The organism is Pantoea sp. 9140, assembly GCF_000745295.1.
Lineage (GTDB): Bacteria > Pseudomonadota > Gammaproteobacteria > Enterobacterales > Enterobacteriaceae > Pantoea > Pantoea vagans.
The window spans coordinates 202,612-227,498 of sequence record NZ_JQNO01000002.1 but is presented as its reverse complement, the minus strand read 5'-3'; the positions used below and the strand labels follow the sequence as shown (position 1 = coordinate 227,498).

The following is a 24,887-nucleotide window of genomic DNA, read 5'->3' as shown; positions in this document are numbered from 1 at the left end:
TCGTTGGTATTAGTTGCAGGTTTATGCCAACGGAAAGATCGAGGGTTCTCTATCAGGTGCGGTCAGGCCAGTCATAATAAAACAAAACAAATCGACTAAAATTCAACCATTGATGGTAGTATGAGGCTCATTCCTTGAAAGGTTAATCACCATGTCTCTCCTCCGTTACGCAAGGAAGCTCATGAGTGGTACGTCCAGCGTTGTCTGTCCTGCATGTAGTTTACGTTCAGAACAGCCAGCCTCTAAAGTGCGCCTGAAACAGGCGATGATTTGTCCCGGGTGCAAAGCCCTGTTTGTCTCACCACACTAGCGCCCGACCGGGTGACTAACGATCTTCGATATCCTGTAGTGAATACCTGGACCAGCAGTTGATAAATCCCTGATGCCTTAAGCACATCCTGAGAGAACGTTTCTGAACTGATTTTTCAACTGCTCCTGCGCGTTAACGTCGCACTAGAGCAACACTATGAAAATAAATCCCATGGTATGGTTTCGCTCCTCCCCTCTCCTGGCAAAAGCACCCGAATGTGCTGTGATTTCGTCCAGTGACATGATGGCTGAAAACAGTCCGCATCCAGATTTGTTCTCAACCCCTCAGCTTGAGCGCTATGGCCAGAAACTGGCGCATAACCACAAATTGTCCCCGGACAAATTGCCGTATTATCTGCTCAAACGTCTGGGTGAAAACGAAGCCGTCATTACTCAAAACTGTTACATCCTTAACGAGGGAAAAAAGTCGGGGATAATGCCTGCCGGGGAGTGGTTGCTGGACAACTATTACCTGATTGAGGAGCAAATTCGTAACGTCCGTCAGCATTTGCCGCCCAGCTTTGGTAAGGGTCTTCCCTCACTCACCTCGCCACAACTTTGTCCGCGTATCTATGATATTGCTACGGAGGCCATTGTGCATGGTGACGGACGTTGGGATATCGCCAGCCTGACCAGCTACCTTAACGCCTATCAGCAGGTGACGCCGTTGACGTTAGGCGAAGTCTGGGCTTTACCCGGTATGCTTCGCCTTGCACTTATTGAAAACCTCCGCCGGGTGAGTATCGAAGTTGTTCAGGCTCAGCAGGAACGCAGTCTTGCTGATATGTGGATTACACGCATGACCGAATGTGCGGAAAAAGCGCCAGCCGACTTAATCATGGTTATTGCAGACATGGCGCGTGCACGCCCACCATTAAGCAGCGCCTTTGTCGCTGAAATGGTTCGTCGGTTGCACGGACATGGCATTGCGCTGGCGCTACCTCTTAGCTGGGTTGAACAGCGGCTTGCCGAACAAAATCTTACTACCCAGGCGCTAATACATCGCTTTAACCAGCAGCTTGCGGCCAGCCAACTCTCTGTCAGCAACAGTATTGCCGGTTTACGCTTGATCAATGAAACCAACTGGGCCGATTTCGCCGAGAACATGAGTATCGTGGAGCAGACATTACGTCGTGATCCTGCAGGGATTTACCCCCGCATGCATTTTGATACCCGCGATCATTATCGCCATGTGATTGAGATTCTGGCCCGGGGGAGCCAACTCGGCGAGCCGGAAGTGGCAAACCGCCTACTGGCGCTGTCGGGCAAAACAGAACCCGGCCTGCCACAATACCATATTGGTTATTTTCTGATGGGCGAAGGACGACATGAGCTGGAGCGTCATCTTTCGGTAAATATCTCTGGTCTTAAACGTTTGCGGCACAATTTTAACAAATTTCCCCTGCTCTCCTGGCTGGGAAGCATGAGCCTTTTAACCACGGCGGCAACGGCAGCAATATTATTCAAAACTGCGAATATGGGAATGGCCTGGGGGTTGATACTGCTGGCATTGCCCCTGATCATTGCGGTGAGTCAGCTGGTAAGCGATTTGCTGAGTGAGGCGACGACCCGGTTTCGCGTTCCCCGGCCGCTACCAGGAATGGATTTTTCCAAGGGGATCCCGGTTGCGTCTTCGACCCTGGTTGCCATCCCCTGCATGCTGACGAGCAGTGAAAGTTTTAGCAAACTCCTCACCAGTCTTGAAGTGTGCTGGCTTGGCAATCAGGACGATAATCTCTGCTTCGCGCTTGTTACTGATTTCGCTGACTCAACAAGTGAAAATACCGAAGAACAATCCACGCTGTTAAGCCAGGCGATGTCAGACGTACAAATACTTAACCGGCGCTATCCATGTTGCCGTCAGCGTTTTTATTTGCTCCACCGATCGCCTGAATGGAACGCTTCACAGGGAATCTGGATGGGTTATGAACGCAAGCGGGGCAAGCTGGCGCTGCTGAACAGCTGGTTACGCCATCCTGACACACAGTTTTCCAGCGTTGCAGACATGCCCGCGAACCGTTTACCCGGCCTTATAAAGTATGTCATCACGCTGGACAGTGACACCCTCCTGCCACGTGACACTGCCCATAAAATGGTGGCCACGATGGCGCATCCGCTGAACAAGGCAGAGTATGATCCGGTCCGTCAAAGGGTGGTTAAAGGCTACGGTATTTTACAACCGGGACTGGCAGAGGAGATGCCCCGTGACGGACAGGGTCGCTATGCGGCTATGCGCAGTAGCGTACCGGGTAATAACCCATATTCGATGATGTCTTCAGATATCTATCAGGACCTTTTTGAAGAAGGTTCTTTCGTTGGGAAAGGCATTTATGATGTCGATATTTTTACGGAGGCCACCACCAACATCTGTCCGGAAAATCTGGTTCTCAGTCACGATCTGCTTGAAGGATGTTATGCCCGTTCCGGACTGCTGAGCGAGGTCTTACTTTACGAGCAGTATCCGAATGACTATTTGTCCGATGTTGCGCGCCGCACGCGCTGGATCCGTGGCGACTGGCAACTGCTCAACTGGCTTAAAATTCGTGTCAGGAAAGCAGATGGCACAAAAGATAAAAATCCGTTATCTGCGCTCTCCAGGTGGAAGCTATTTGATAATCTTCGGCGCAGTCTGGTCGCGTCCTCTTTACTGGTGCTGCTGTTCAGCGCGCTACTATGGGTACCCAATCCGGTGTACTGGTCAGGTGTCCTGACTCTCATCTGGCTGCTGCCTGCCGCGTTATGTATCATTCTTGATCTTATCCATAAGCCACCTCGTCGCCCGCTTAAGCAGCACATGGTGCTCGTCTCTGCCGGAGCGATGAAACGAATTTCCCGGGTTGGGCTTAATTTTATTTTACTGCCGCATGAAGCGGGCTATTCGCTGTACGCAATCACAGTGACGCTCTGGCGCCTTGGCATCAGCCAGCGAAATCTGACCGAGTGGTCCAGTCACACTCCTGATAGCCTCCAGTCCACTTTTTCTGTTTTCCGTTTTTATCGTGCTATGTGGCTGAATGTGGCTTGTGGGGTGGCACTTATCGTGCTTACCCTGATTTTTGCGCCGAAATGGCTGACCATTGCCCTGATAATCGGCTTGTCGTGGTGTATGGCACCGCTGTTGTTGAGCTGGCTGAGCCGCCCGCCGGCGCGTAAGACTTTCCTGCCCACGCCGGAACAAAAACAACTTTTGCGTCAGACCAGCCGGGAAATCTGGGCTTTTTTTGAGACATTCGCAACGGCAAAAGATAACTGGCTTCCTCCTGACAATTATCAGGAAATCCCGAAGCCGAAAATTGCGCATCGTACTTCTCCCACCAACATCGGGCTTTCCCTGATGGCTAACCTTACGGCCTGGGATTTTGGTTATCTCCCTGGCGGGGTTGCATTGCAGCGCATTACACAGACGCTCGACTCGCTGGATAAGATGGAGCACTACCGGGGACATCTGTATAACTGGTATGACACCCGCACGCTGGCACCGCTCAGCCCGCGTTATGTTTCCAGTGTCGATAGCGGCAATATGGCCGGTCATTTACTGACGCTGCGTGAAGGGTTGTCAGCCATGCGCCATCAGCCCGTGTTGAATCCTGAGCTAATAGTCGGGGGGCTAAACGATACCCTTAGTGTTCTCGAGAAATACTGGGGCCATCACGCCCCAGCCAGTCTGCGACTGCTGCGCAATGAGTGTTTAAGTGAAGCATCATTACCTGCCGGACAGATGTTCAGCAAACTAAGAAAGATGCAGGCGCATTGCCATGATCTGACTCAACGCAGTCATCATGAGATCAGTATTGTTAAGCGCTGGACGGCGCATCTTGTCTGTCAACTTCAGCAGTTTTGCGATGAATGGTCGACACTGCTTGAGTGGTTACCCGTGACGTCTGATACGCAGTCATTGCCTGCGCTGATTGAACTGGCAGGCGCGGCAACAATTGATGGCGTCCCTCTTCCGACTGCTGTAATAAGCCAGGCCAGGCTACGGCTGAACATTATCAGCGAACTTGAGCAACGACTGGCTGACCATGCACGAATGGATTTTGCATTTCTCTACAATAGTGCGACCAGTATGCTGAGTGTGGGTTACAACTGCGAAACCAACGCGCTGGACAAAAGCCATTACGATCTTCTTCCCTCTGAAATCCGCCTGACCAGTTTTGTTGCTATTGCGACAAATCAGCTACCGATTAAAAGCTGGTATGCACTCGGCCGCCTGTTTACCACCATAGATCGGGAGACCGCCCTGATGTCATGGAGCGGTTCAATGTTTGAATATCTGATGCCGAATCTGGTGATGCCGACATGGCACGGCAGCCTGCTGGATACGATGAGCAAATCCGCGGTGATACGGCAGATAGATTGGGGTAAAGAGCGTGGTGTGCCATGGGGTGTCTCCGAATCTGGCTATCATGCGTTTGATGTCCAACACAATTATCAGTATCAGGCATTTGGCGTACCCGGTCTGGGTCTTCGGCGTGGACTCGCTGACGATATGGTTGTTGCGCCATATGCCACCCTGCTGGCGTTATTGGTTGCCCCGCAGAAAGCCTGTGAAAATCTGTTCACTCTGGAGAAAAACGGCGCGCACGGTGAATATGGGTTTTATGAAGCGCTGGACTATACGCCATCGCGTCTGGCATCCGGTCAGCTTTTTTTAGTCGTACAGTCCTGGATGGCGCACCATCAGGGTATGGCCTTCCAGGCGCTGGGGCATCTGCTGCTTGATGCGCCAATGGCCACGCGATTCATGTCGAGTCCCGCTTTCAGATCGGCCAGTCTACTGTTGCAGGAGCGCGTACCTGATGCAGTCGAGCTGTATAGTCCGCGTCGTCATTTTGAGTCCCATGAAGGAAGGGTTAAGCCGGTACGCTATGAACCGCGCATTTTCACCGGAGCGGACAGCCCGACCCCGGAAATACAATTACTTTCCAATGGACATTATCATCTGATGATAACAACCGGCGGTGGTGGTTATAGTCGCTGGAAAAACATTGCGCTCACGCGCTGGCGCAGCGATACCACTCGTGATAATTGGGGAACATTCTGCTATATCCGCGATCCACTGACCAGCGAGGTATGGAGTACTACCTGGCAACCTACGGGTAGTAAGGCGGATATCAGCAATGATGAAATTATTTTTACCGATGCGGGCGCTGAATTCAGACGCGTGCTCGGATCGATTAGCGTTAAAACTCAGGTTGTCGTTTCCCCGGAAGATGACATTGAGCTACGTCGTGTCACTCTGATGCATCATGGTCGAACAGCGCGGACGTTAGAACTGACGACCTATGCTGAAGTGGTGCTGGCACCGGACGCCAGCGATCAGGCGCACCCTGCATTCAGCAACCTGTTTATCCAGACTGAGATAGATCCTGCGCGGGATGCCATCCTGTGCCATCGACGTTCACGCTCACCGGATGAACAAAGCCCGTACCTGTTTCATATGATGGTGGTACAGGGTGATTGTTCCAGAAACGTATCGTTTGAAACTGACAGGGCCAGATTTCTTGGTCGTGGAAGAAGTCCGGAAGATGCTCAGGCGGTAAACACCGACGGGCCGCTCAGCAACACTTTCGGGGCCGTGCTGGATCCAATACTGTCGATATCTCACGCGATCAGACTCCAGCCCGGACAACCTGTCACCATTGATATCGTGTATGGCATCAGTGAAAACCGTCAGCAAAGTCTCGAATTAATGGAAAAATATCGCGACCATCCTATCGCCAATCGCGTTTTTGAACTGGCCTGGTCTCACAGTCTGGTCGTGTTACGGCAGATGAATGCCAGTGAAGGGGATGCAACCTTATTTAACCGCCTCGCCAGCGCAGTTCTTTATCCCGGCCAGGAATTACGCAGTGACCAACAGGCTATCAGTCGTAACCGGCGTGGTCAGTCTGGCCTGTGGGGCTGGGGTATTTCAGGCGATTTGCCGATTGTTCTGCTTACCCTCACCAGCGAGGAAAGAATCGCCTCCGTTGCCACACTGATCCAGGCGCATCGATATTGGCGAATGAAAGGGCTGGAAGTGGATCTCGTGATTCTGAATAACAGTGCCGGTGGCTACCAACAGGTGTTACAGACACAGATTATGGATTTAATCTACGCGGGTTCAGAAGCCAGCCTGTTGGATAAACCCGGTGGAATTTTTGTACGAAACGGCGAACATTTAACTGCCGAGGATAAGCTGTTGCTGATGAGCGTGGCCTGCCTGAGTCTGGATGATCGTGCTGACAGCATTAAAGAACAACTTAACCAACGCACTGGCGCGACAAATATCATCGCCAGGCCTTTTGTGCCGGAGATAATACCCGGTAACAATCACCATACCGACTGGATACCGGATACGGGTTCGTTACGTCATTTCAATGGATATGGTGGATTTTCTCAGGATGGCCGGGAGTATCAGATCCGCTTAAGAGAGAATGAACCGACGCCAGCGCCCTGGTCAAACGTACTGGCAAACGACAATTTTGGCAGTGTAATTTCGGAAGCCGGACAGGCCTATAGCTGGTTTGAAAATGCCCATGAATACCGTTTAACGCCCTGGGAAAACGATCCGGTGAGTGACCGAAGCGGCGAAGCGTTTTATCTGCGCGATGAAGAGAGCGGTGCGTGCTGGTCACCCATGATCTTGCCCATACGCGGGAAAGGCGACTATCTTACTCGCCATGGTTTTGGTTACAGCGTCTTCGCCCACCGTGAAAACGGGATAGACAGTGAACTGACGATACTGGTAGCCGAACAGGCCCCGGTTAAACTTGCGATCCTGAAGCTCAGTAACCATTCGGGCCGGACGCGTAAATTAGCTGTCACCGGCTACGTGGAGTGGACACTTGGGGCAACGCGTGCACACTCTGCCGCGCATATCATTACGCATTCGCACACTCTGTCTGCCGGTAATGCGGTAATGGCAAATAACTTTTATGGTTCTGACGGCAGTGAACGCACCGCTTTTTTCGCCGTCAATGATCCCCTGAGCACGGTAACGGGTAACCGTCGTGAGTTTGTGGGGCGCAATGGCTCACTACACGCGCCAGCCGCCCTAACATTGCGCAGACTCTCAGGCCAGACGGGGGCCGGTCTTGATCCCTGTGCCGCGCTACAGTCGACAGCCACCCTTATCGATGGTGACCAGAAAATCTTTGTTTTTGTCCTCGGCGTGGCAGGCAACCTGGTTCAGGCTCAGGAGACGCTTGCCCATTTTCTGAATGAGGATAACGCACGCCAGTCACTGGACCAGATTCATCATTTCTGGCACAAAATTCTTGATAAAGTCGTGGTTCAGACACCCGATAGCAGTGTTGATTTGCTGGTGAACGGCTGGTTACTCTACCAGACGATAGCCTGCCGCATTATGGCGCGCAGCGGGTATTACCAGTCCGGCGGTGCATTTGGTTTTCGCGACCAGCTGCAGGATACACTGGCGCTGAGCCATGTTGCACCGGAGCGATTGCGCAGCCAGATCGTGCTCTGTGCCTCAAGGCAGTTCACTGAAGGGGATGTTCAGCACTGGTGGCATCCTCCGCTCGGCAATGGTGTGCGCACCCGCTGTTCGGATGACTACCTCTGGCTCCCGCTCGCAGTTTGTCACTATGTAGATATAACGGGGGATAGCGGCGTGCTTGAGCAGCACATTCCCTATCTCGAAGGCCGTCAGCTCAAGCCCGGCGAAGAGTCTGTTTACGATACTCCGGTTATAAGCCATATCGAAGAAACACTGTGGCAGCACTGCGTAAAAGCCGTTGAACGGGGATTACTCTTTGGCGAGCATGGTCTGCCGCTGATGGGGGCTGGCGACTGGAATGATGGTATGAATCTGGTTGGGATTGAAGGCAAAGGGGAAAGCGTCTGGCTCGGCTTTTTCCTCTACGATATTTTACAGCGTTTTGCGGCACTGGCTGAGCAGCGACAGGACGCCGACGTGGCTACATTATGCCATTCAGAAGCGTTGCGCTTGCAAAAAAACCTCGAATCTACGGCCTGGGATGGTGAATGGTACCTGCGCGGCTATTTTGACAATGGTGCGCCGTTGGGATCACGAGGGTCACAGGAGTGCTGTATTGATGCGATTGCCCAAAGCTGGTCCGTCCTGTCTGGCGCAGCTGATCCTGTACGTAGTGCCCAGGCAATGCAGTCGCTGGACAACTATCTGGTAGATGAAGATGCGGGCCTGATCAAACTGTTAACCCCCCCGTTTGATGGCCACGGGTCTGACCCGGGTTATATAAAGGGTTATCTGCCGGGCGTAAGGGAGAACGGCGGGCAGTACACGCATGGTGCAATCTGGGCTGTGATGGCGTTTGCGCGTATGGGGGAAAAATCGCGAGCCTGGCGACTTTGGTCAATGATCAACCCAATAAACCACACACTGCAACCTGAGGGCATCAACACGTACAAGGCAGAACCTTATGTTATGAGTGCCGATGTGTACAGTGTCCCCCCCCATATCGGGCGCGCTGGATGGAGCTGGTACACCGGTTCCGCGGGCTGGGCCTATCGTCTGGTGACTGAAGAGTTGCTCGGAATAAAACGTCATGGTGATACGCTTATCATCCATGCACAGTTACCCGATGACTGGCCTTCATTTAGCATGACCTATCAACACAGACAGAGTCAGTATTGCATCACTATTTCGCGTGGTGAAAGTGAGTATCAGGTCACACTGGATGGCATCCAATTGCCTGACGACAAGATTCATTTAGTGGATGATGCCCACAACCACAGGGTGGATATTATTCAGCGATAAGGAAAAGAGGCGGTTGCCATAAAACAGCAACAATACGTATGAAAGACACAATACAACTTTGCGCTGGAGACTGCGGGCAAAATCGGTATTGCGGTACAGCGTCCGTTCAGTGCCAGAAGCAGACATTGCGAAGCGACTCTCATTCAACTGAGGGGAGTAAAGATTTATGGTAGCTTGTAACTTTCCTGGGCTTGCTTAAGAGACCGTAAATGCTTACTGGGCTGAACCATATAACAATCGCTGTAAACGATATTTCCAGAAGTTTTGATTTTTACGTGGAGACATTAGGTTTTACACCTAAGGCCAGATGGCCCTCTGGTGCTTACCTTTGTCTGGGTGATTTGTGGCTGTGTCTTTCTGCTGACGAGATTAGTCCTCGGCAGGATTACACTCACTATGCCTTCAGTATTCGAAGCAAAGATTTTGATGTGTTTGCTAATCACTTAAAATCATTTGGGATTAAGGAATGGAAATCGAACAAAAGTGAAGGAAAGTCCATCTACTTTCTGGATCCTGATGGGCACAAGCTGGAAATTCATGATGGGGATTTAAACAGTCGCCTTAGTGCATGTTTGAAGCATCCCTACAAAGATATGGTGTTTTTCAACGACATGGATGGAGCGGAACAAAAGTGATTTGATAACCCAGAAGATCGGCAAGGTTAATCCAGATGTTTTCCTGCTTCAGTGCATTCTAAGGTTTTATGTCCGCTCCTCACTCATAGTGGATATTGGCTCGCGTGTTAGTCCGCTTTATCCCAGAAGCCGACATTCAAAAGAGCATGCTGTGGATGCCTTCCTGAAGAAACGACGCATGGTGTTTATTTACGCAGGGTGATTGACAACGCTAAAAAACAGCGCAGGAGAAAGCATAGACAGTATTCAGAAAAAGTTAAGAATTGCATGCTCCGTGCAAGTGGTTTGCCTTTGTAAATTGAGTAAGCTCGTTAGCGTTGTTCTGTCATCTCAGCGAGGGGCTTTTCCCTTTCAGAAAATCAGATGTCCCGTGATTTGATAGCCTGACATCCGTACGCTCTGTGCCAGCGGCAGACTTCTAAGCAGCGACCAGTCGTTCCCATAATTAAGTGATTAAACACATGAAAATCATGTTTTGACATAAGGTATATTTATGCGTTCTTGAATTCAGGCATAAAAATAAGGGCTGAATTCCACTTTCCCTTGTGAAGATAGAAAGATTTTTGCTGGGCTGAACAGATAAAGGCAATCCTTCGCCATGACAACCTTAATCCTGACGATGAGCAGTCTCTTTGGCTTTCCACAAAGCGAATAGCGTAATCGCCAATGCGAAACTGACGTACAAAGAAACCCACAGCGTACTGCCCGTCTCTTTAAATAACGTGGTGATGATCAGGGGCGCAAAACCACCGCCGACAATTCCCGCCAGGGTGTATGCCAGGGATGAACCCGCGTAACGCACATGACCAGGGAACTGCTCAGTGACAAACGCTGCCTGCGGTCCGTACATCATCGCGTGGATCAGCAAACCGCCAATCACCGCCAGCACGATCAGCACCGGATGCGAGCTATCAAGCAACACAAAGAACAGAAAAGACCAGACAACCGCCAGCAGCGCACCGGTAATGTAAACCGGGCGTCGCCCCCACTTATCTGAAAGCGCGCCAAACATCGGCACCGTGATCGCGTTAACTATTGCGCCTAGCATCGTAGCCATTAACGCCAGTGGACGCGGTAATTGCAGTACAGTGGTGACATAGGTCAGCGTAAAAACGACCACCAGCGCGTAAAGCACATCGGAGCCGATACGCGATCCACCGGCAATGAATAGCTGTTTCGGATAGTTTACGAAAACCTCTTTTAACGGCGTGTGCGTGGTTTTCTCTTGTTCCTGCATGGCGACAAAGGTTGGCGTCTCTTCCACACCGCGACGCAGCCACAGGCCAAAAATTACCAGTACCAGGCTTAGCAGGAAAGGAATGCGCCAGCCCCACGCCTGAAACTGATCGGCGCTCATCATTACCGTAACCAACGTAATAAAGCCAGTACCGATCAGCGTGCCGCAGGATGGGCCAACCTGCGCAAATGAGGCATTACGCCCGCGTTTGTTCGCGTCGCCATGCTCCATCGATAACAACACGGCCCCTGCCCATTCGCCGCCCAGCGCGATGCCCTGTACAAACCGCAGTGCGACTAACAGAACCGGGCTCCAGATGCCCCAGACCGCATAGCCCGGCAGCAAGCCCATTAACGCCGTGGTAACGCCCATAATCACCAGCGTGATGATCAACACCGCTTTGCGCCCCGCAACATCGCCAAGGTGGCCGAACACGAATCCCCCTAGTGGACGTGAAATATAGCCTACCGCATAGGTTGAAAATGCCAGAATGGTACCGACCAGCGGATCGAAGCTGGGGAAAAAGACATGGTTAAACACCAGCGCGGCCATGATGTTGTAAACGGTAAAATCGTACCACTCGAGCGCGGTGCCAATCGAACTGGCAGCAGCCAGACGCCCGGTCTTCGATTTGGTACGCACTGCGCCTGCCGCATGGTGCAGAGAATCGGTATCAGCCATGGGTCAGCTCCTGTTTTGTTAACTGCCAGTTGAGGGCATAACGCTGTATATCTCCCGCAAATGCCTGTACCGCGGCAGCAGCCAGGCGATCGCAGCACAGTGCATCGCTGCAATGAATCAGCAGCATCGGCTGCATTTTCCGATGATCCTGGCTTTCTTTCGGTAATGGCGAACTCAGGACGCTGTCTGGCATCAGCACGCTGGATGAGATGTAGCCCGGCGTCTGGCTTATTTGCTGCTGCCAGGCGCTTAGCGCGCTGTCATTGATCGCTTGCAGCGTCAACACAGCTAACTGATTGCCCGTGCCTTTGCCATGCTTGTGCACTACTGCGCTCACCCGGCGCATGGGATTCACCATTTTTTGCAGATTCTCTACCGACCATGCCGTCTGGTGCGTAAATGCGGCGTGATAATCGGCGCTGGTAAAGGCTTCCAGCGAATCGGTTTCATATAAACCGAGATATTTACGCTCAGCGTTTATTGCCTGATAGCGTGTACCGCTCAAAAATCCCGTAATGGCTACCCGCTCCTCTACGTGTTCATGGTCATACCACTGGTTAAAGTCAGCCTCATCTTCAGCGCCAATGTTGGTGGCGACATACAGCATGCCGTGGGGTTTAGTCATCATCAGGATCTCCGGTTAAGGGCAGTTTCCACAGCAAGCGACCAGCTGATCAGGCTGGCGTCATCACCATGAATCGAAGCAAGGCTCAGGCCAACCGGAGCAGAACCCGGTCGGTGGCAGGGCAAAGAGAGAGAACAGCCGTCCAGCATGTTGATAATGCTGGGATTGCGCAGCATCATCGCGTTAATTTCCATATAGCGCTGCGCATCATTGAGTGACGCGATAGTGGGCGCGACAAGCGGAACAGTTGGCATCAGTAACGCATCAAAATCACTCAGCGCTGCGTTGATGCGTTGTTGCCAGGCAGCACGCTGCTGGTAAAGTTCAGCTGCATCCTGCCCGGTGAGATGGCTGCCGCGCTGGATGCGCGCCAGCACCTGGGGATCGTAAGTTTCAGGTTGTGCCTGCACGGTTTTTTTATGCCATTGCCAGGCTTCATAAGCCGTGATGCCGCCACGCGCATTCATATCGTTAAGCTCATTCAGCTCAGGCAACGTGATGTCGATAACTGTCGCACCCGCCTGCTTAAGACGTGTGATGGCATGCTGCCAGGCCTGCGCCACATGCTGATCCAGACCATCCAGCACGCGCGTTTGCGGCACGGCAAAGCGCGCGTTACGCAGATCCAGCAACTGTAAATCCAGCGGCCGATCGGCAATGATGCTATCCAGCAACCAGCAGCTGCGCACGTCGTCCGCGATCACGCCGATGCTGTCGAGTGAGGTCGAAAGCGGTAACGTTCCTCTCTGGTTGATGCGCTCTGCCGTGGGTTTGAAGCCAGTCAGGCCACAGAGTGCAGCAGGGATTCGTACCGAACCGCCGGTATCGGTGCCAACGGCACCAAGGCACATGCCCTCAGCAACCGCAACGGCCGCGCCAGAGGATGATCCGCCGGGAATACGCTGCTGCTCGCGCTGCCACGGATTGACTGGCGTGCCGTAATGTGGATTGATGCCTAAGCCCGAAAAAGCGAACTCCGTCATAGTGGTTTTACCGACGATTGCGGCGCCCGCCAGCAGCAACTTATCGACGACGCTGGCATTAGCAACTGCCACTGGCGCATCGGCCAGTAAGCGTGAACCGGCCGTGGTCACCTCTCCCTGGACATCGAACAGATCTTTAATGCTGACAGGCAGTCCATCAATGGCACTTAACGCCTGCTTCGCCTGCCAGCGAGCATTTGCCGCGCTGCCCGAAGCTGCATAGCGTTGCGTGAACACTAATGAGCCCTGTTGTTCAGGATTTTGTGCGGCCTGCAACGCGGATTCAGTAAATGCTTCGGGCAAAGCATCACCGCTCTGCAACTGCTGACTGGCTTGCCAGAGTGTGGTCATCGGCAGTCTCCTTATGCCACCACCGGCAGCGCGCCGGTGGTGTAGGCGTGTTCCAGCGTGCGATTAAGCACCGGATCGTGCAGCGCCATGCGGAATTCGCTGGATGGCCGGATGCCGCCAATTGCGCCCAGCGTGCCGCAGGACATAGCAACGCCCTCTTCCGCGACACCGCCATTAAAATAGCGCGCGAGCAAGTCCTGTGGTGTCAGCAGTGATGCCAGCGTGCCCTGCTGATAAATGACCCATTTACCCTGCTCTTTGATCCATGAGCTGAGTTCAAGCACATCCCAGTGTTCGGTAACGTCGTTCATGCGCCACGCGACGCTGGCGACCGGCTTGATACACGCCTGCTTAGAGAGCGCAACGCTGAAGGTTTCCAGATGGCGGTCGGTATGATCAGACGTGAGGGAAACCCACAATTCGCCGCGATGCGAGAAGACGAATGGTTCGGCTTCGCCGGAGGTTTGCTCGCCTACCACTTCAAGCTGTGATTGCTGGCTGAGTTGATTAACCGCAACCCGGTAAAAAAGTGGTACTGCACCGGGAGCGGGCACGCCGAGGGCTTCTAATTCACGGATATGGTGCAACACGGCTTCCCTGTCGCGGCCGGCCCAGCCAGCAATAATAAAATGCGTAACGTCAACGTTCAGTGTGGTAGCGGCTTTGTCGCCCGTAGAGAATCGCAACTGCATAAGGAAAACCTCCGGATTGAAATCACAGTGAAATTTCACAGTAATTTTAAACTAGCGATTTTCATGCCAGATTTTTGTGTAAGATGTCTCATAGGTAAAAAAAGGAACGTGGTGATGAGTGAATCAGTGGCGGAAAATGTGAATCCAGGCAGCGCAGATAAAAGCCTTTCTCTTAATGAACAAGCCTATCTGGCTTTCAGGCACAAGCTCATTACGCTGCGTTACAAGCCTGGCGAATACCTTAACACCGCTCAGGTAATGGACGATCTGGCGATAGGCCGTACACCGGTTAATCAGGCGGTTCATCGCCTCGCAACCGAGGGTTTACTGCAAATTATCCCGCGTAAAGGGGTAATGGTGGCACCATTATCGATTGATGACGCGCTGGAGTTGATTGAAGTACGGCTGGTAAATGAAACGCTCTGTATTGAGCTTGGCAGCCAGAAGGTGACGGATACGCAGCTTCAGCATCTGCGTCATCTTAATCAGCAAATTGATGAGGCGAGCCAGTTACGCAGCCGTGAACAGATGATGCTGCTGGATCGCGAGTTTCATCAGGTATTGGCTGAGATTGCCGGTAATCGTCATCTTGCTGATATCCTTAGCGTGATTCATGCACAAGCGCAGCGTTTCTGGGCCACCACACTTTCCAACGTGGCGCATATGGATGAAGTGATCGCTGAGCATAATGAAATCATTGCGGCGCTGGAATCAGGCGATACGCAACGCGCAGCCGAAGCCGCACGTGCGCATATATTCTCATTTAAGCGCGCCTTACTTTCCGCTTAAAGGCCAGACCGCGTGCCGTCACAAGTCTGCCTTCTGACAGCGCCTGATCAATCAGGTGCTGAACTGGTTCCTGCTTATCCGCTACTAAGTCGCACCATTTTACCCGCGTCAGTGTAATGGTTTTGGTGCAAACGCCCAGATCATCAATCGTTGTGATGATGTGGGATCGCCCGGGCCATAATTAAACCGTCGACGTCTGCTCAGGCGTGCTGGCGACTACCGTCAGGCCTATGCCGGCCAATACATCCGCCACGAGTTTCCCCTGGCGACTGATACGCTCCACAGGGGCCGGTCATTGTCCTGTTGGATAGGGGGCGAATACGCTACAGCTGCACCCTAACACCTGGCTAAAAAGCGGTCGTATGCCTGATCGATTAAGGTTTATCCATGACCGGGTTGCCGAGTACGGCGCGCTGATGATGGTTATCGGCTAATACAGTCTTCAGGGCATCATCGGTGGCGCTCATGAGCATGATATGCCAGTCGGGAGGGTGTCGCCGGTTCACTATCTTGCCTGGCGCAATCGCGTTGAAATGGGGGCCCGCTCGCTCTGTGCCAGAAGCGGACCCCGTTACCCGCCCATTGGATTAAAATCTTTCGGTAATACTTTTAGCTGTACACGGCTCCTGCTTGTCATTGAGTAATCCATTCTTTCACTAGCCTGTTCTGTATAAATCGGATGCAATTTATTCCGGCGTGTGCTAAGTAAATCAATAGGTTGTATAAATGGAAGGGTGAAGATGCATATTGATGAAATTCCTGCTTATTTATTGCAACACGACCGTTTTTATCTGACTGCGCCAGACCTGAGTCGTTCAGAAGAAATGCAACGTAAACTAAATGAATTCAGTTCGTTTCATCATGAGTTTCTACTCTGGTCTCCTGGCTTTCATTCGTTTTCTTCAGTCAGGGAGAATATGTTGGAAGCAGCAGAAAACTTCCTGAATGACAGAGCAGAATATAAGTTTTTGATTATTGATTGTACGTTAGATGAGCTATTAGGTTGTATAAGCTTATTCATAAGAAATCGTGCTATTCCTTATTTCGAGATCGGGTACTGGCTTGCCACGGATGCGATGGGAAAAGGCATAATGCCCGAAGCATGCAAGCTGGCTACAAAAATAGCCTCGGAATTTTTTAACGCTATAAGAATCGAAATTCGCACTGCCCGACGTAACGTGCGCAGTCAGTCTGTTGCATTAAAGTGTGGGTTCAAACCTGAAGCCATATTAGCTTCTGATAGACTGGATAGCATGGGAGTGATTGACGATACCTTTATTTATAAATTCAGCAGCTGATTATATCGTGGCCTGAAGTTTCAGCATCTACTTAGTTACAGAAGCGGACAGAATAAGCAGCGGTATAATTGATTTGATCTGCCCACGCTGATAATTCAGTTTTCTTTTAACTAAAGAGCACACTTCACAGGATTAAACCTGGAAATGTGCTTTTGAACCCATGCTGCACAATGCTCTTTAAAGGCGCGAGGAAGCATCAAGCCGGACCTGCAGGCGGCTTATGTTTTCTGTTATCTCAGCGGTTCTGTCTGCCAGTTCGCGAATTTCACTGGCAATGACAGAAAAGCCCCGTCCCTGAACGCCCGCTCTTGCGGCCTCAATGCTTGCGTTCAGTGAGATGAGTTTAATCTGGGCAGCGATGTTGGCATTTTCAGAGACTAAATCAGCAATTTCTCTGACAGAAGCCGCTGCGTCATCTCTTCGCTGACGTTCGCTATTATTCTGTACCTCCTGATCCTTTAACGTCTGTATATCAATCAGTGCACCGACCGCCCGCAGAGGTATACCGTCCTTGTCGCGTCGGGTCTGACCGCGAGCACGGAACCAACGGTAATTACCATTTTTGAGTCTGACACGGTATTCAACGTCATAACCTGTTGCACCTGAATGGTCGTTAAGGTGTTTAATGAAGGCATCCAGCGTATGCTGACTGTCGTCGGGATGAAGACGCGAAGCCCAGCTATCAATGACATCAGGGAATTCTTCAACCGTCTCAAATCCCAGCAATTTTCTGAACTGTGGAGACCACCAAAAAACGTTATTCGGGTGCAGAGCATCACCATTGATAATCTGGAGGTCCCAGAGTCCGTCATTCAGCATTTCACGCGACAGGTTGAAGCGTGTCATCACAATGTCATATTCACTTTCATGCGTCTTATCGTTACTGATATTCAGCAGCGTCCCCGCCAGTCTCTGGCGGGTACCATCAGCGCTGCGTTCACGTTTTACCGCTACCTCAAACCATTCATAGCTGCCGCCTGCTGTCATAAAACGGCATTCGTGTTTTGTACCCGGAGAAGGATTGGTCTGAACATTTCGTAAAAGCTGTCTGAAATGATTTTTATCTTCATCATGAACAAGCGAACAGAGCGCCGACAGAGTGGAGAGATCGCCACTCCCTCGTGGCAAACCCAATGGTGCAGCCGATGAAATCCATAATGTGGTGCTGTCGGTAATTTCTTTACCCTCACACATCCACAACAACTCTGGCATCAGAGCCAGAAAACTGTCCATAGAAGCGGGTAACGTACTGTCTGGCCGGAGCTCTTCAGCTGGCACTTCAGGTAATACCGGCAGCCTGGCCTCCTGAACGGACACAGGCTTTCCAAATAATTTGCCTAACATAATTGCTCCCTGTGAGTAAAAAATAATGACACTGATGTTATCGGCCAGATCACAAACAGCATAAGTAAAGTAAATAGTTAATTTTTCTACTGTTTAGCCTTGCGAACCTGTCTGCAGATAATTGAGAAAAGCACCTGACTTTAGTCCCCTGGTGTGTGGCTGGATTGTTCGACGTTATGAAGTAATACCGGTTACAACACTCCGGGGAGCATCCAGCCCTGATAAAAATGTCCGCTTCTCGATTAAAGCGAACATCAATAGGGTTATGTTTCACGGAGATAAAGATTCCGGCAGAAGCACTCACCCTTTACCAACGGAAATGCATACGCTCGCTCAGGTGTAATCTTTCACCAGCAATAAAGTTTTCGATAAGCGAACCGATAAAAGCTATGCCTGTCGGTATGATTGCCTCTGTCACTGACAGCGTTTGTCCTCTAAGAAGCGGTTCCCGGCTTTGATTGCTCTGTGTCGTTTTTTTTATTTCTGTCACCAGCCCTGCCGGGTAACACCCGTTTTAATCTTTACGAAATCAACAAAGTATGAACAGGTAAGTGCATCGATATGCATTCCCTGTAGTCCGACTTTTTGCGCAAGCCCCATACAGCAATAGCCCACAACAACCTCTGAACGACCTTACAAAAATAAGAGAGAAGCGTTTTGCCCATGTAACGCTTTATTAAACAAACGTTATTTCAGTCAGGAACATTATGAACAACATCAGAATAGGCACGCGGCTTGGTGCTGCGTTTGCCTTCATCCTTCTTCTTCTGGTCATCGTTGCATTTACCGGATTTAGCCGCATTCAGTCTCTGGGAGAAACGGCGGATACACTTGCCGGCAGCCGTTATCAGAAGGCCTCAGCTGCAACTAATCTGCGTTACTATTCAACTGACCTTAGCCGGCTGGTCCGTAACGTTGTTCTGGCAGATGCTCCTGACCGGAAGGCAGTCTTTAAAAAAGATTATGACAGGGTACATGATAAAATCACTGCGACGGTTGATCAGGTCGACGCCATGCTGAAGGCGCCCAAAAGCCGGGAGCTGATTGCATCAATCAGGAGCACCGGCACTCAGTATCTGGCCTTTTCTGATGATGTTGTCGCGCTGGGAATGGCGGGTAAGCGGGACGAAGCTGCGCAACTTCTTCTTGGTCCGCGCTACCAGACCCAGGTTGACTATCTGAAAACTATTGCAGGCCTGGTCTCTTTTCAGGAAGAACAGATGCAAACGGCGCGCAGTGCTGCTGAAGATGAGCGAAATACGGCCACTATTCTGCTGACTTCGCTGAGTGCTGCCGCTGTTCTGCTAGCTGCGGCCGCAGCCTGGCTCATCACCCGCAGCATTACCCGCCCGCTGAACATAACGCTTGCTGCCGCACAACGCATCGCACGCGGCGACCTGAGCCAGGCTGTACCTGTCAGCGGACGGGATGAAACCGGCATGCTGCTCACCGCAGTGGCTGAGATGCAGGACTCGCTGGCGCAGACGGTCAGCACAGTACGCCGGAACGCCGAGAGCGTTGCCGCAGCCAGCCTGCAGATTGCGCAGGGGAACTCGGACCTGTCGCAGCGCACCGAGGAGCAGGCCAGCGCGCTGGAGCAGACGGCTGCTACCATGAGCGAGCTCAGCGTGACAGTCAGAAATAACGCCGACAATGCCCGCCAGGCGGCACAGCTTGCCGTCAACGTGCGGGAAGTCGCCCGTCAGGGCAACGAGGTCACTGCCGACATCTCCGGCACCATGAAATCTATCGGCGAAAGCTCCGGCCGGATTGCGGACATTACATCGGTGATTGACAGCATTGCCTTCCAGACCAACATACTGGCACTTAATGCGGCAGTAGAGGCAGCACGCGCAGGCGAACAGGGACGAGGTTTTGCCGTCGTCGCCGGTGAGGTACGCACGCTGGCCAGCCGCAGCGCCACGGCGGCCGGTGAAATCCGTCAGCTGATTGAGGCAAACTCGGCAAGCGTAAGTGCAGGCAGCATCCTGGCGAACCGGTCTGTGACTACGATGGCGGATATCGTGTCATCGGTCGGCCAGTTAAGTGACACCGTTGAGGAAATTACCGCTGCAAGTGCCGAACAAGCTCGCGGTATTGAGCAGGTTGGCATCGCCGTAACGGAGATGGATGGTGTGACGCAGCAAAACGCATCACTGGTCGAGGAATCGACGTCAGCCTCGCAGAGCCTGCGCGAACAGGCATCCCTGCTGCTGCAGTCGGTGTCGGTGTTCACGCTTGCGGCGGTCTCACCTCCCCCAGTCACCCGGCATGCAATCGTATCTGTACCCGCCACAGTGAAGAAAGAAACGCCTGCTGATGCAGACGGAAACTGGACGACCTTCTGATATCCGGCTGCGTCCTGCGGGGCGCAGCCGCCCTCCTCTTTTCGTAACATTTCTGTCGTACCGTGAACCTGCGCTAATACAACTATCTTTAACAGATCAGCACGCCGGAAGTGAATGAAGAGCTCACTGATGTTGGTTGTGGGAGAGAACTTATCGTCTCCCTGCCCGCTACAGGATAACGTTTCATTAAAATCGAAGAGCTGTACCTCAGTGACGTCATGTCAGGTGATGGAAACGCTAATGTCCATTAAAAATGATGGACATTATTCCTGCGATACGAAGCGTGCCGGACAGGCTGTTTAAACAGAACGTTTAAATGGCGACAACACAAATATCGATAACATAAATGGCGGAAATGGTGCGCCTGGAGCTAACGGATGAACAGCAGAGTAAATAAGTTTTCACGTTGAGCATTTTTAGCGTGATGGTTCTCAACTCTATGGAAAATGCGTGGGCAAATAAGGAAGAAAAAATGTATTGCAGACTTCCCACCTGGTTCATCAAATAGCCGATGGCGGTAATGGTGATGTCGGCAGAAGTGGCTCTGCTGGAGGCAAAGGCGAGAATTGATGAAACGGCGGTAATGGTGATAGTTCTAATAACGGGGGAAATGGCGGCAAAGCGGGACCCGGCGGATTAGGCACTCAGGGTTTACAGTAAGACAGCAACGGAGGTCACGACGGTTCTTCTGGAATAAACGGAACAAGCCTCGAAGTAGTGTTGCTGTTGAGAAAATAATCTGATGAACATCTGTCAGTCAGGGTGAAATCCGGCACTAAGACCTGATTTCGCCCTTGTTGACTTTCTGGATCTCAGAATGTCCGCTTTGTGTCAAAAGCGGACATTGCGAAGCGACTCTCATCCAACTGAGGGAAGTAAATATTTATGGTAGCTTGTAACTTTCCTGGGCTTGCTTAAGAGACAGTAAATGCTTACTGGGCTGAACCATATAACAATCGCTGTAAACGACATTTCCAGAAGTTTTGATTTTTACGTGGAGACATTAGGTTTTACACCTAAGGCCAGATGGGCCTCTGGTGCTTACCTTTGGCTGGGTGATTTGTGGCTGTGTCTTTCTGCTGACGAGGTTAGTCCTCGGCAGGATTACACTCACTATGCCTTCAGTATTCGAAGCAAAGATTTTGATGTGTTTGCTAATCACTTAAAATCATTTGGGATTAAGGAGTGGAAATCGAACAAAAGTGAAGGAAAGTCCATCTACTTTCTGGATCCTGATGGGCACAAGCTGGAAATTCATGATGGGGATTTAAACAGTCGCCTTAGTGCATGTTTGAAGCATCCCTACAAAGATATGGTGTTTTTCAACGACATGGATGGAGCGGAACAAAAGTGATTTGATAACCCAGAAGATCGGCAAGGTTATTCCAGATGCTTTCCTGATTCAGTGCATTCTAAAACTTTATGTCCGCTCCTAGCTCATAGTGGATATTGGCTCGCGTGTTAGTCCGCTTTGTGCCAGAAGCGGACGTTTACAGTTAGCCCAGAGCTATCTCGTGCTCATAGTAAGTTTAGCCGCGAAGCATAAAAATAAGCCCCCTGTTGCTCTATCCATCATCCGAACAAAGCGACTTTTCTTCAATACGGCTGACGCATAATGTGTGGATAAAATGAGTGTGACTGACCATACAGTCCCGATCGCAACGTGGATGCTGACCAGTATAAAAGTCCATATCAAAGGTGAGTGACCGGCAGGTATGAACTGCGGCAAAAAGGAGACATAGAAAATTCCCATTTTGGGATTGAGCACATTCCCCAGCATTCCTCTGATAAACCAGTTCCTCTGAGAACCATTGCCATCATAGCTATTACTGAAAGATGATCGGGGAGTTATCAGAAGTTGTAAGCCCAGCCAGCTCAGGTAGACCGCGCCACAAACTTTGAGCACAGTGTAAGCCATCTCTGAAACCGCCAGAAGAGCACCAAGACCTAACGCAACCAGCGTGCCCCATACAAAACAGCCAGCATCAATGCCAAGCGCCGCGTGAAAAGCCTTTTTGCCGCCTTCAGCACAAGCTGTGCGCAGAATAAGTGCCGTATCAAGGCCGGGAGTTAGGGTAAGTAACAGAGCTGCAAGAGAGAAGGCGAAGAGGGAATCGTTAACAGTCATTTTCTTTGTCCGAAAGAGCAGATGCTAATCATTTAGTTCCCTGCAATCAATCTATCAAATATGACTTTTTTATAAGTCCGCTCCTCGCTCATAGAGGACATTGATCTATGCGTCAGTCCGCTTTGTGCCAGAAGCGGACATCGGTAAACGTGAATTTCAGAATGCAAAGAGCGGATATTTGAAGATTCACTCTGGTCATTGCTCGGCGAACAGCGTCGGTGGCGCATTGATTCAGCAAGCTGTATTAGTATCCTTCGTGCATATTGCGATGTGACATGCCTTGATCAAAGAACCTCACACCCCATGTGAAATCACTTTGAACTTTTTCTGTCACTTAGAACCACTATCAATTCATCCATATCTTCTTCAACTGCAGTGTTGAGCCCACGTTTTTCCAGCCATTTTCTCCCCCAGAGGCTTAAATCGAGAACTAGTTTGTTTAGTTCTCGACCTTCTTCACTCAGGGAATATTCAACTTTTGGCGGTACGACAGGGTAAACCTTCCGAACGATCAGACCATCTTCTTCCAGTTCCCGGAGCTGTTTTGTCAGCAATCGCTGATTAATACTGGTCATAAAGCGCTGGAGTTCGCTGAAGCGCAGCGTACCGTCCTTAAACAGATGGTAAAGGATGACCCCTTTCCACTTTCCTCCCAGGATATGAAGCGCCGCTTCCATTGAACAACCCGGGGCGCCGTCATAGTTACGTAATTTTTTCATATTCTCTCATTAGTTACCTTTTGGTAAGTATGTGAATTTTTTTAGCGTATAAACGAAATTTGGTTGTATGGTAATTTGAGCGGGTCAAATATGGAACACTTTCTGGAGAAGAAATGTCGGCCTTACTTTTTGAACCAATAACAATCAACGGTGTTAAATTCCGCAATCGTATTGCCATGTCACCCATGTGCATGCACTCTGCCGATGAAAACGGCAATGTGACAGATTTTCACCTGGTGCATTATGGCGCGCGCGCGCTGGGCGGAGCGGCACTGATTTTCCCTGAAACCTGCGCCATCCTGCCAAACGGCCAGCTGGGCCCGGGTGACCTGGGTATCTGGAGCAGTAGTCATGTTCCAGGCCTCCGCCGCCTGGTTGACGTTATTCACGCTATGGGTGCTAAAGCTGGCGTTCAGATTGGTCATGCCGGGCGTAAGCAGGGCTTTCCTGACATGACGTCCGTGGCACCGTCGGCCATTGCTTACTCAGCCGAAGAAACCGTACCACAGGCGCTAAGCCTGGACGGTATCAGGGATATTATCAGTGCATTCCGCGCTGCCGCAGTTCGTGCGCGCGAGGCAGGTTTTGATGTCATCGAAGTTCACACTGCGCACGGTTATCTGCTGAACGAGTTTCTGTCTCCACTGGCTAATGTGCGTGAAGATAAGTATGGCGGCAGCCATGAAAACCGCTATCGCATTGTGCGCGAGGTTATTGCGGCCGTGCGCGACGAGTGGGACGGTCCGCTGTTTGTGCGCATTTCGTCAACGGACTATACCGAAGGTGGTAATACGCCAGAAGATTTTCTGACATATGGTCGCTGGATGAAGGAGCAGGGAGTCGATCTCATTGACTGTTCTTCCGGTGGCATTGCACCAGCTGTGGTTAATGTGTTTCCCAATTATCAGGTGCCGGCGGCTCAGCTGCTGCGCAATTCGCTGGGTATCAAAACTGGTGCAGTGGGTCTGATTCAGACGGGCCGTCAGGCTGAAGAAATTCTGCAGAATGGTCGCGCGGATATGGTGCTGATAGGACGTGAAATGCTTAAAGATCCATTCTGGGCACGCACCGCTGGAGATGACCTTCAGGTTGCCATTCCAGTACCTGCTCAGTACACCCGCTATGGTTCTGCCTGGCAGCGTTCGCAACCTAAACTGCCTGCTGCGCCAATGGATGTGACCGTGACCCGTTAACACGGATAGAAGAATGTCTTAAAGGAAATTCCTTCCTTTGCCCGGCTCTGCCGGGCAAACACTTGTTCCTTATCGGGGTATACCCACCCATAAAGTCCGCTTCTCGCTCATAGCGGACGTTGCCTTGACGGCTATGTGCCAGGAAAAGATATGACCACCACCATCAGGTAGAAGAACCACCGCCTGATAATCATCCAGTTAACTCTGAATCAAATCAGTTCCAATGCATGCAATCAGGATGGCTTGAGGACTATCACGGCATAGCGGCAAAGATCACCCGTATCATTTTTGAAAATACAGTCAGTAGGATCGCCCAACTCCAGACAATCACCCGGTGACATCTCAAATGTTGTGCTCCCCTCAATAAATGTCAGCTTACCTTCAATGACCCAGATGAGCTGACGTCGTGAAAGATAGGAAATAGCGGGCATAGGCACGGCAGTATTTGCCGGAAGCTCGATGCTAACCAGATCTACAGGTATCTGCCCCGGTGAAGCATGGCGACGAATGTAGCCTGTTTCAGGATCCTGCCATACAGCCTGATTTTCATATCTGACAAGCACACCGGTACGAACTTCCATTTCCGCAAGCAGCTGGGACATAGACATATCGAAAGCGCCAGAAAGTCTTGCAAGCAGGGTTGCTGTCGGGCTGCTTTCACCCCGCTCAATTTTATGAATCATCGCCCGTGATACGCCTGAGTTTTCTGCCAGATCGGTCAGTGACCAGCCACGTCTTTCTCTTTCAGCCTTTACCTTCAGGCCGATACGAGCGTTCAGGTCATCTTCTTTACTGGACAATTCATCTAACAT

The 24,887-nt window shown here is 51.2% G+C and carries 16 protein-coding genes; 8 read left to right on the top strand and 8 right to left on the bottom strand.

Annotation, left to right across the window (positions count from 1 at the left end; genetic code table 11):
- Positions 1-151 precede the first annotated feature (151 nt).
- From FA92_RS23705 to fos (FA92_RS20370), 3 genes are all read left to right on the top strand, one after another.
- The gene (locus FA92_RS23705; protein WP_218832240.1) at positions 152-310 is read left to right on the top strand and encodes a YnfU family zinc-binding protein; all 159 of its coding nucleotides are present in this window, start codon (positions 152-154) and stop codon (positions 308-310) included.
- A 156-nt stretch (positions 311-466) separates the two neighbouring features.
- Complete coding sequence (locus FA92_RS20375) at positions 467-9,052, top strand: glucoamylase family protein (RefSeq protein WP_033784946.1); 8,586 nt, start codon at positions 467-469, stop codon at positions 9,050-9,052.
- A 209-nt stretch (positions 9,053-9,261) separates the two neighbouring features.
- Positions 9,262-9,687, top strand: a complete 426-nt coding sequence (fos, locus tag FA92_RS20370; RefSeq protein WP_033784945.1) for a fosfomycin resistance glutathione transferase — start codon at positions 9,262-9,264, stop codon at positions 9,685-9,687.
- 607 nt (positions 9,688-10,294) lie between these two features.
- Here fos (FA92_RS20370) and FA92_RS20365 read toward each other — a convergent pair.
- Genes FA92_RS20365 through FA92_RS20350 form a run of 4 tightly spaced genes read right to left on the bottom strand, consistent with a single transcriptional unit; the run spans position 10,295 to position 14,256 of the window.
- Positions 10,295-11,605 (bottom strand): MFS transporter, encoded by a 1,311-nt coding sequence (locus FA92_RS20365; protein WP_033735483.1) that lies wholly within the window; start codon positions 11,603-11,605, stop codon positions 10,295-10,297.
- Entirely contained in the window at positions 11,598-12,233 is a 636-nt protein-coding gene (locus FA92_RS20360; RefSeq protein WP_197061522.1) for a DUF4286 family protein, read from the bottom strand. Before FA92_RS20360 ends, FA92_RS20365 begins: the two co-directional genes overlap by 8 nt.
- Positions 12,233-13,564, bottom strand: a complete 1,332-nt coding sequence (locus FA92_RS20355) for an amidase (RefSeq protein ID WP_033784944.1) — start codon at positions 13,562-13,564, stop codon at positions 12,233-12,235. Before FA92_RS20355 ends, FA92_RS20360 begins: the two co-directional genes overlap by 1 nt.
- An 11-nt stretch (positions 13,565-13,575) precedes the next feature.
- Complete coding sequence (locus FA92_RS20350; RefSeq protein ID WP_033784943.1) at positions 13,576-14,256, bottom strand: DUF2848 domain-containing protein; 681 nt, start codon at positions 14,254-14,256, stop codon at positions 13,576-13,578.
- Between the two features lie 114 nt (positions 14,257-14,370).
- Here FA92_RS20350 and FA92_RS20345 point away from each other — a divergent pair, with 114 nt between their 5' ends.
- Together FA92_RS20345 and FA92_RS20340 are read left to right on the top strand one after the other, a co-directional pair.
- On the top strand, positions 14,371-15,045 hold the full coding sequence (locus tag FA92_RS20345; protein WP_013196056.1) for a GntR family transcriptional regulator: 675 nt from the start codon (positions 14,371-14,373) through the stop codon (positions 15,043-15,045).
- Between the two features lie 740 nt (positions 15,046-15,785).
- Positions 15,786-16,343 (top strand): GNAT family N-acetyltransferase, encoded by a 558-nt coding sequence (locus FA92_RS20340; protein ID WP_033784942.1) that lies wholly within the window; start codon positions 15,786-15,788, stop codon positions 16,341-16,343.
- 177 nt (positions 16,344-16,520) lie between these two features.
- Here FA92_RS20340 and FA92_RS23815 read toward each other — a convergent pair whose 3' ends face one another.
- Entirely contained in the window at positions 16,521-17,687 is a 1,167-nt protein-coding gene (locus FA92_RS23815) for a PAS domain-containing protein (protein WP_033784941.1), read from the bottom strand.
- Positions 17,688-18,394: 707 nt separating this feature from the next.
- Between FA92_RS23815 and FA92_RS20330 the strand changes: the two genes are divergently transcribed.
- Together FA92_RS20330 and fos (FA92_RS20325) are read left to right on the top strand one after the other, a co-directional pair.
- Positions 18,395-20,035, top strand: a complete 1,641-nt coding sequence (locus tag FA92_RS20330; RefSeq protein WP_033784940.1) for a methyl-accepting chemotaxis protein — start codon at positions 18,395-18,397, stop codon at positions 20,033-20,035.
- A gap of 928 nt (positions 20,036-20,963) precedes the next feature.
- Positions 20,964-21,389, top strand: a complete 426-nt coding sequence (gene fos, locus FA92_RS20325) for a fosfomycin resistance glutathione transferase (RefSeq protein ID WP_033784939.1) — start codon at positions 20,964-20,966, stop codon at positions 21,387-21,389.
- 153 nt (positions 21,390-21,542) lie between these two features.
- Here fos (FA92_RS20325) and FA92_RS20320 read toward each other — a convergent pair whose 3' ends face one another.
- Complete coding sequence (locus tag FA92_RS20320; protein WP_033784938.1) at positions 21,543-22,163, bottom strand: LysE family translocator; 621 nt, start codon at positions 22,161-22,163, stop codon at positions 21,543-21,545.
- Between the two features lie 311 nt (positions 22,164-22,474).
- A complete protein-coding gene (locus FA92_RS20315) occupies positions 22,475-22,882 on the bottom strand; it encodes a helix-turn-helix domain-containing protein (protein ID WP_033784937.1) in 408 nt (135 codons plus the stop codon).
- A 113-nt stretch (positions 22,883-22,995) separates the two neighbouring features.
- On the opposite strand from FA92_RS20315, the gene namA reads away from it, so the two are divergent.
- Positions 22,996-24,075 carry an NADPH dehydrogenase NamA gene (gene namA, locus FA92_RS20310; protein WP_033784936.1) on the top strand — a complete coding sequence of 360 codons (1,080 nt, stop codon included), beginning with the start codon at positions 22,996-22,998 and terminating at the stop codon, positions 24,073-24,075.
- A 233-nt stretch (positions 24,076-24,308) separates the two neighbouring features.
- Here namA and FA92_RS20305 read toward each other — a convergent pair whose 3' ends face one another.
- On the bottom strand, positions 24,309-24,887 hold the full coding sequence (locus FA92_RS20305; protein WP_033784935.1) for an XRE family transcriptional regulator: 579 nt from the start codon (positions 24,885-24,887) through the stop codon (positions 24,309-24,311).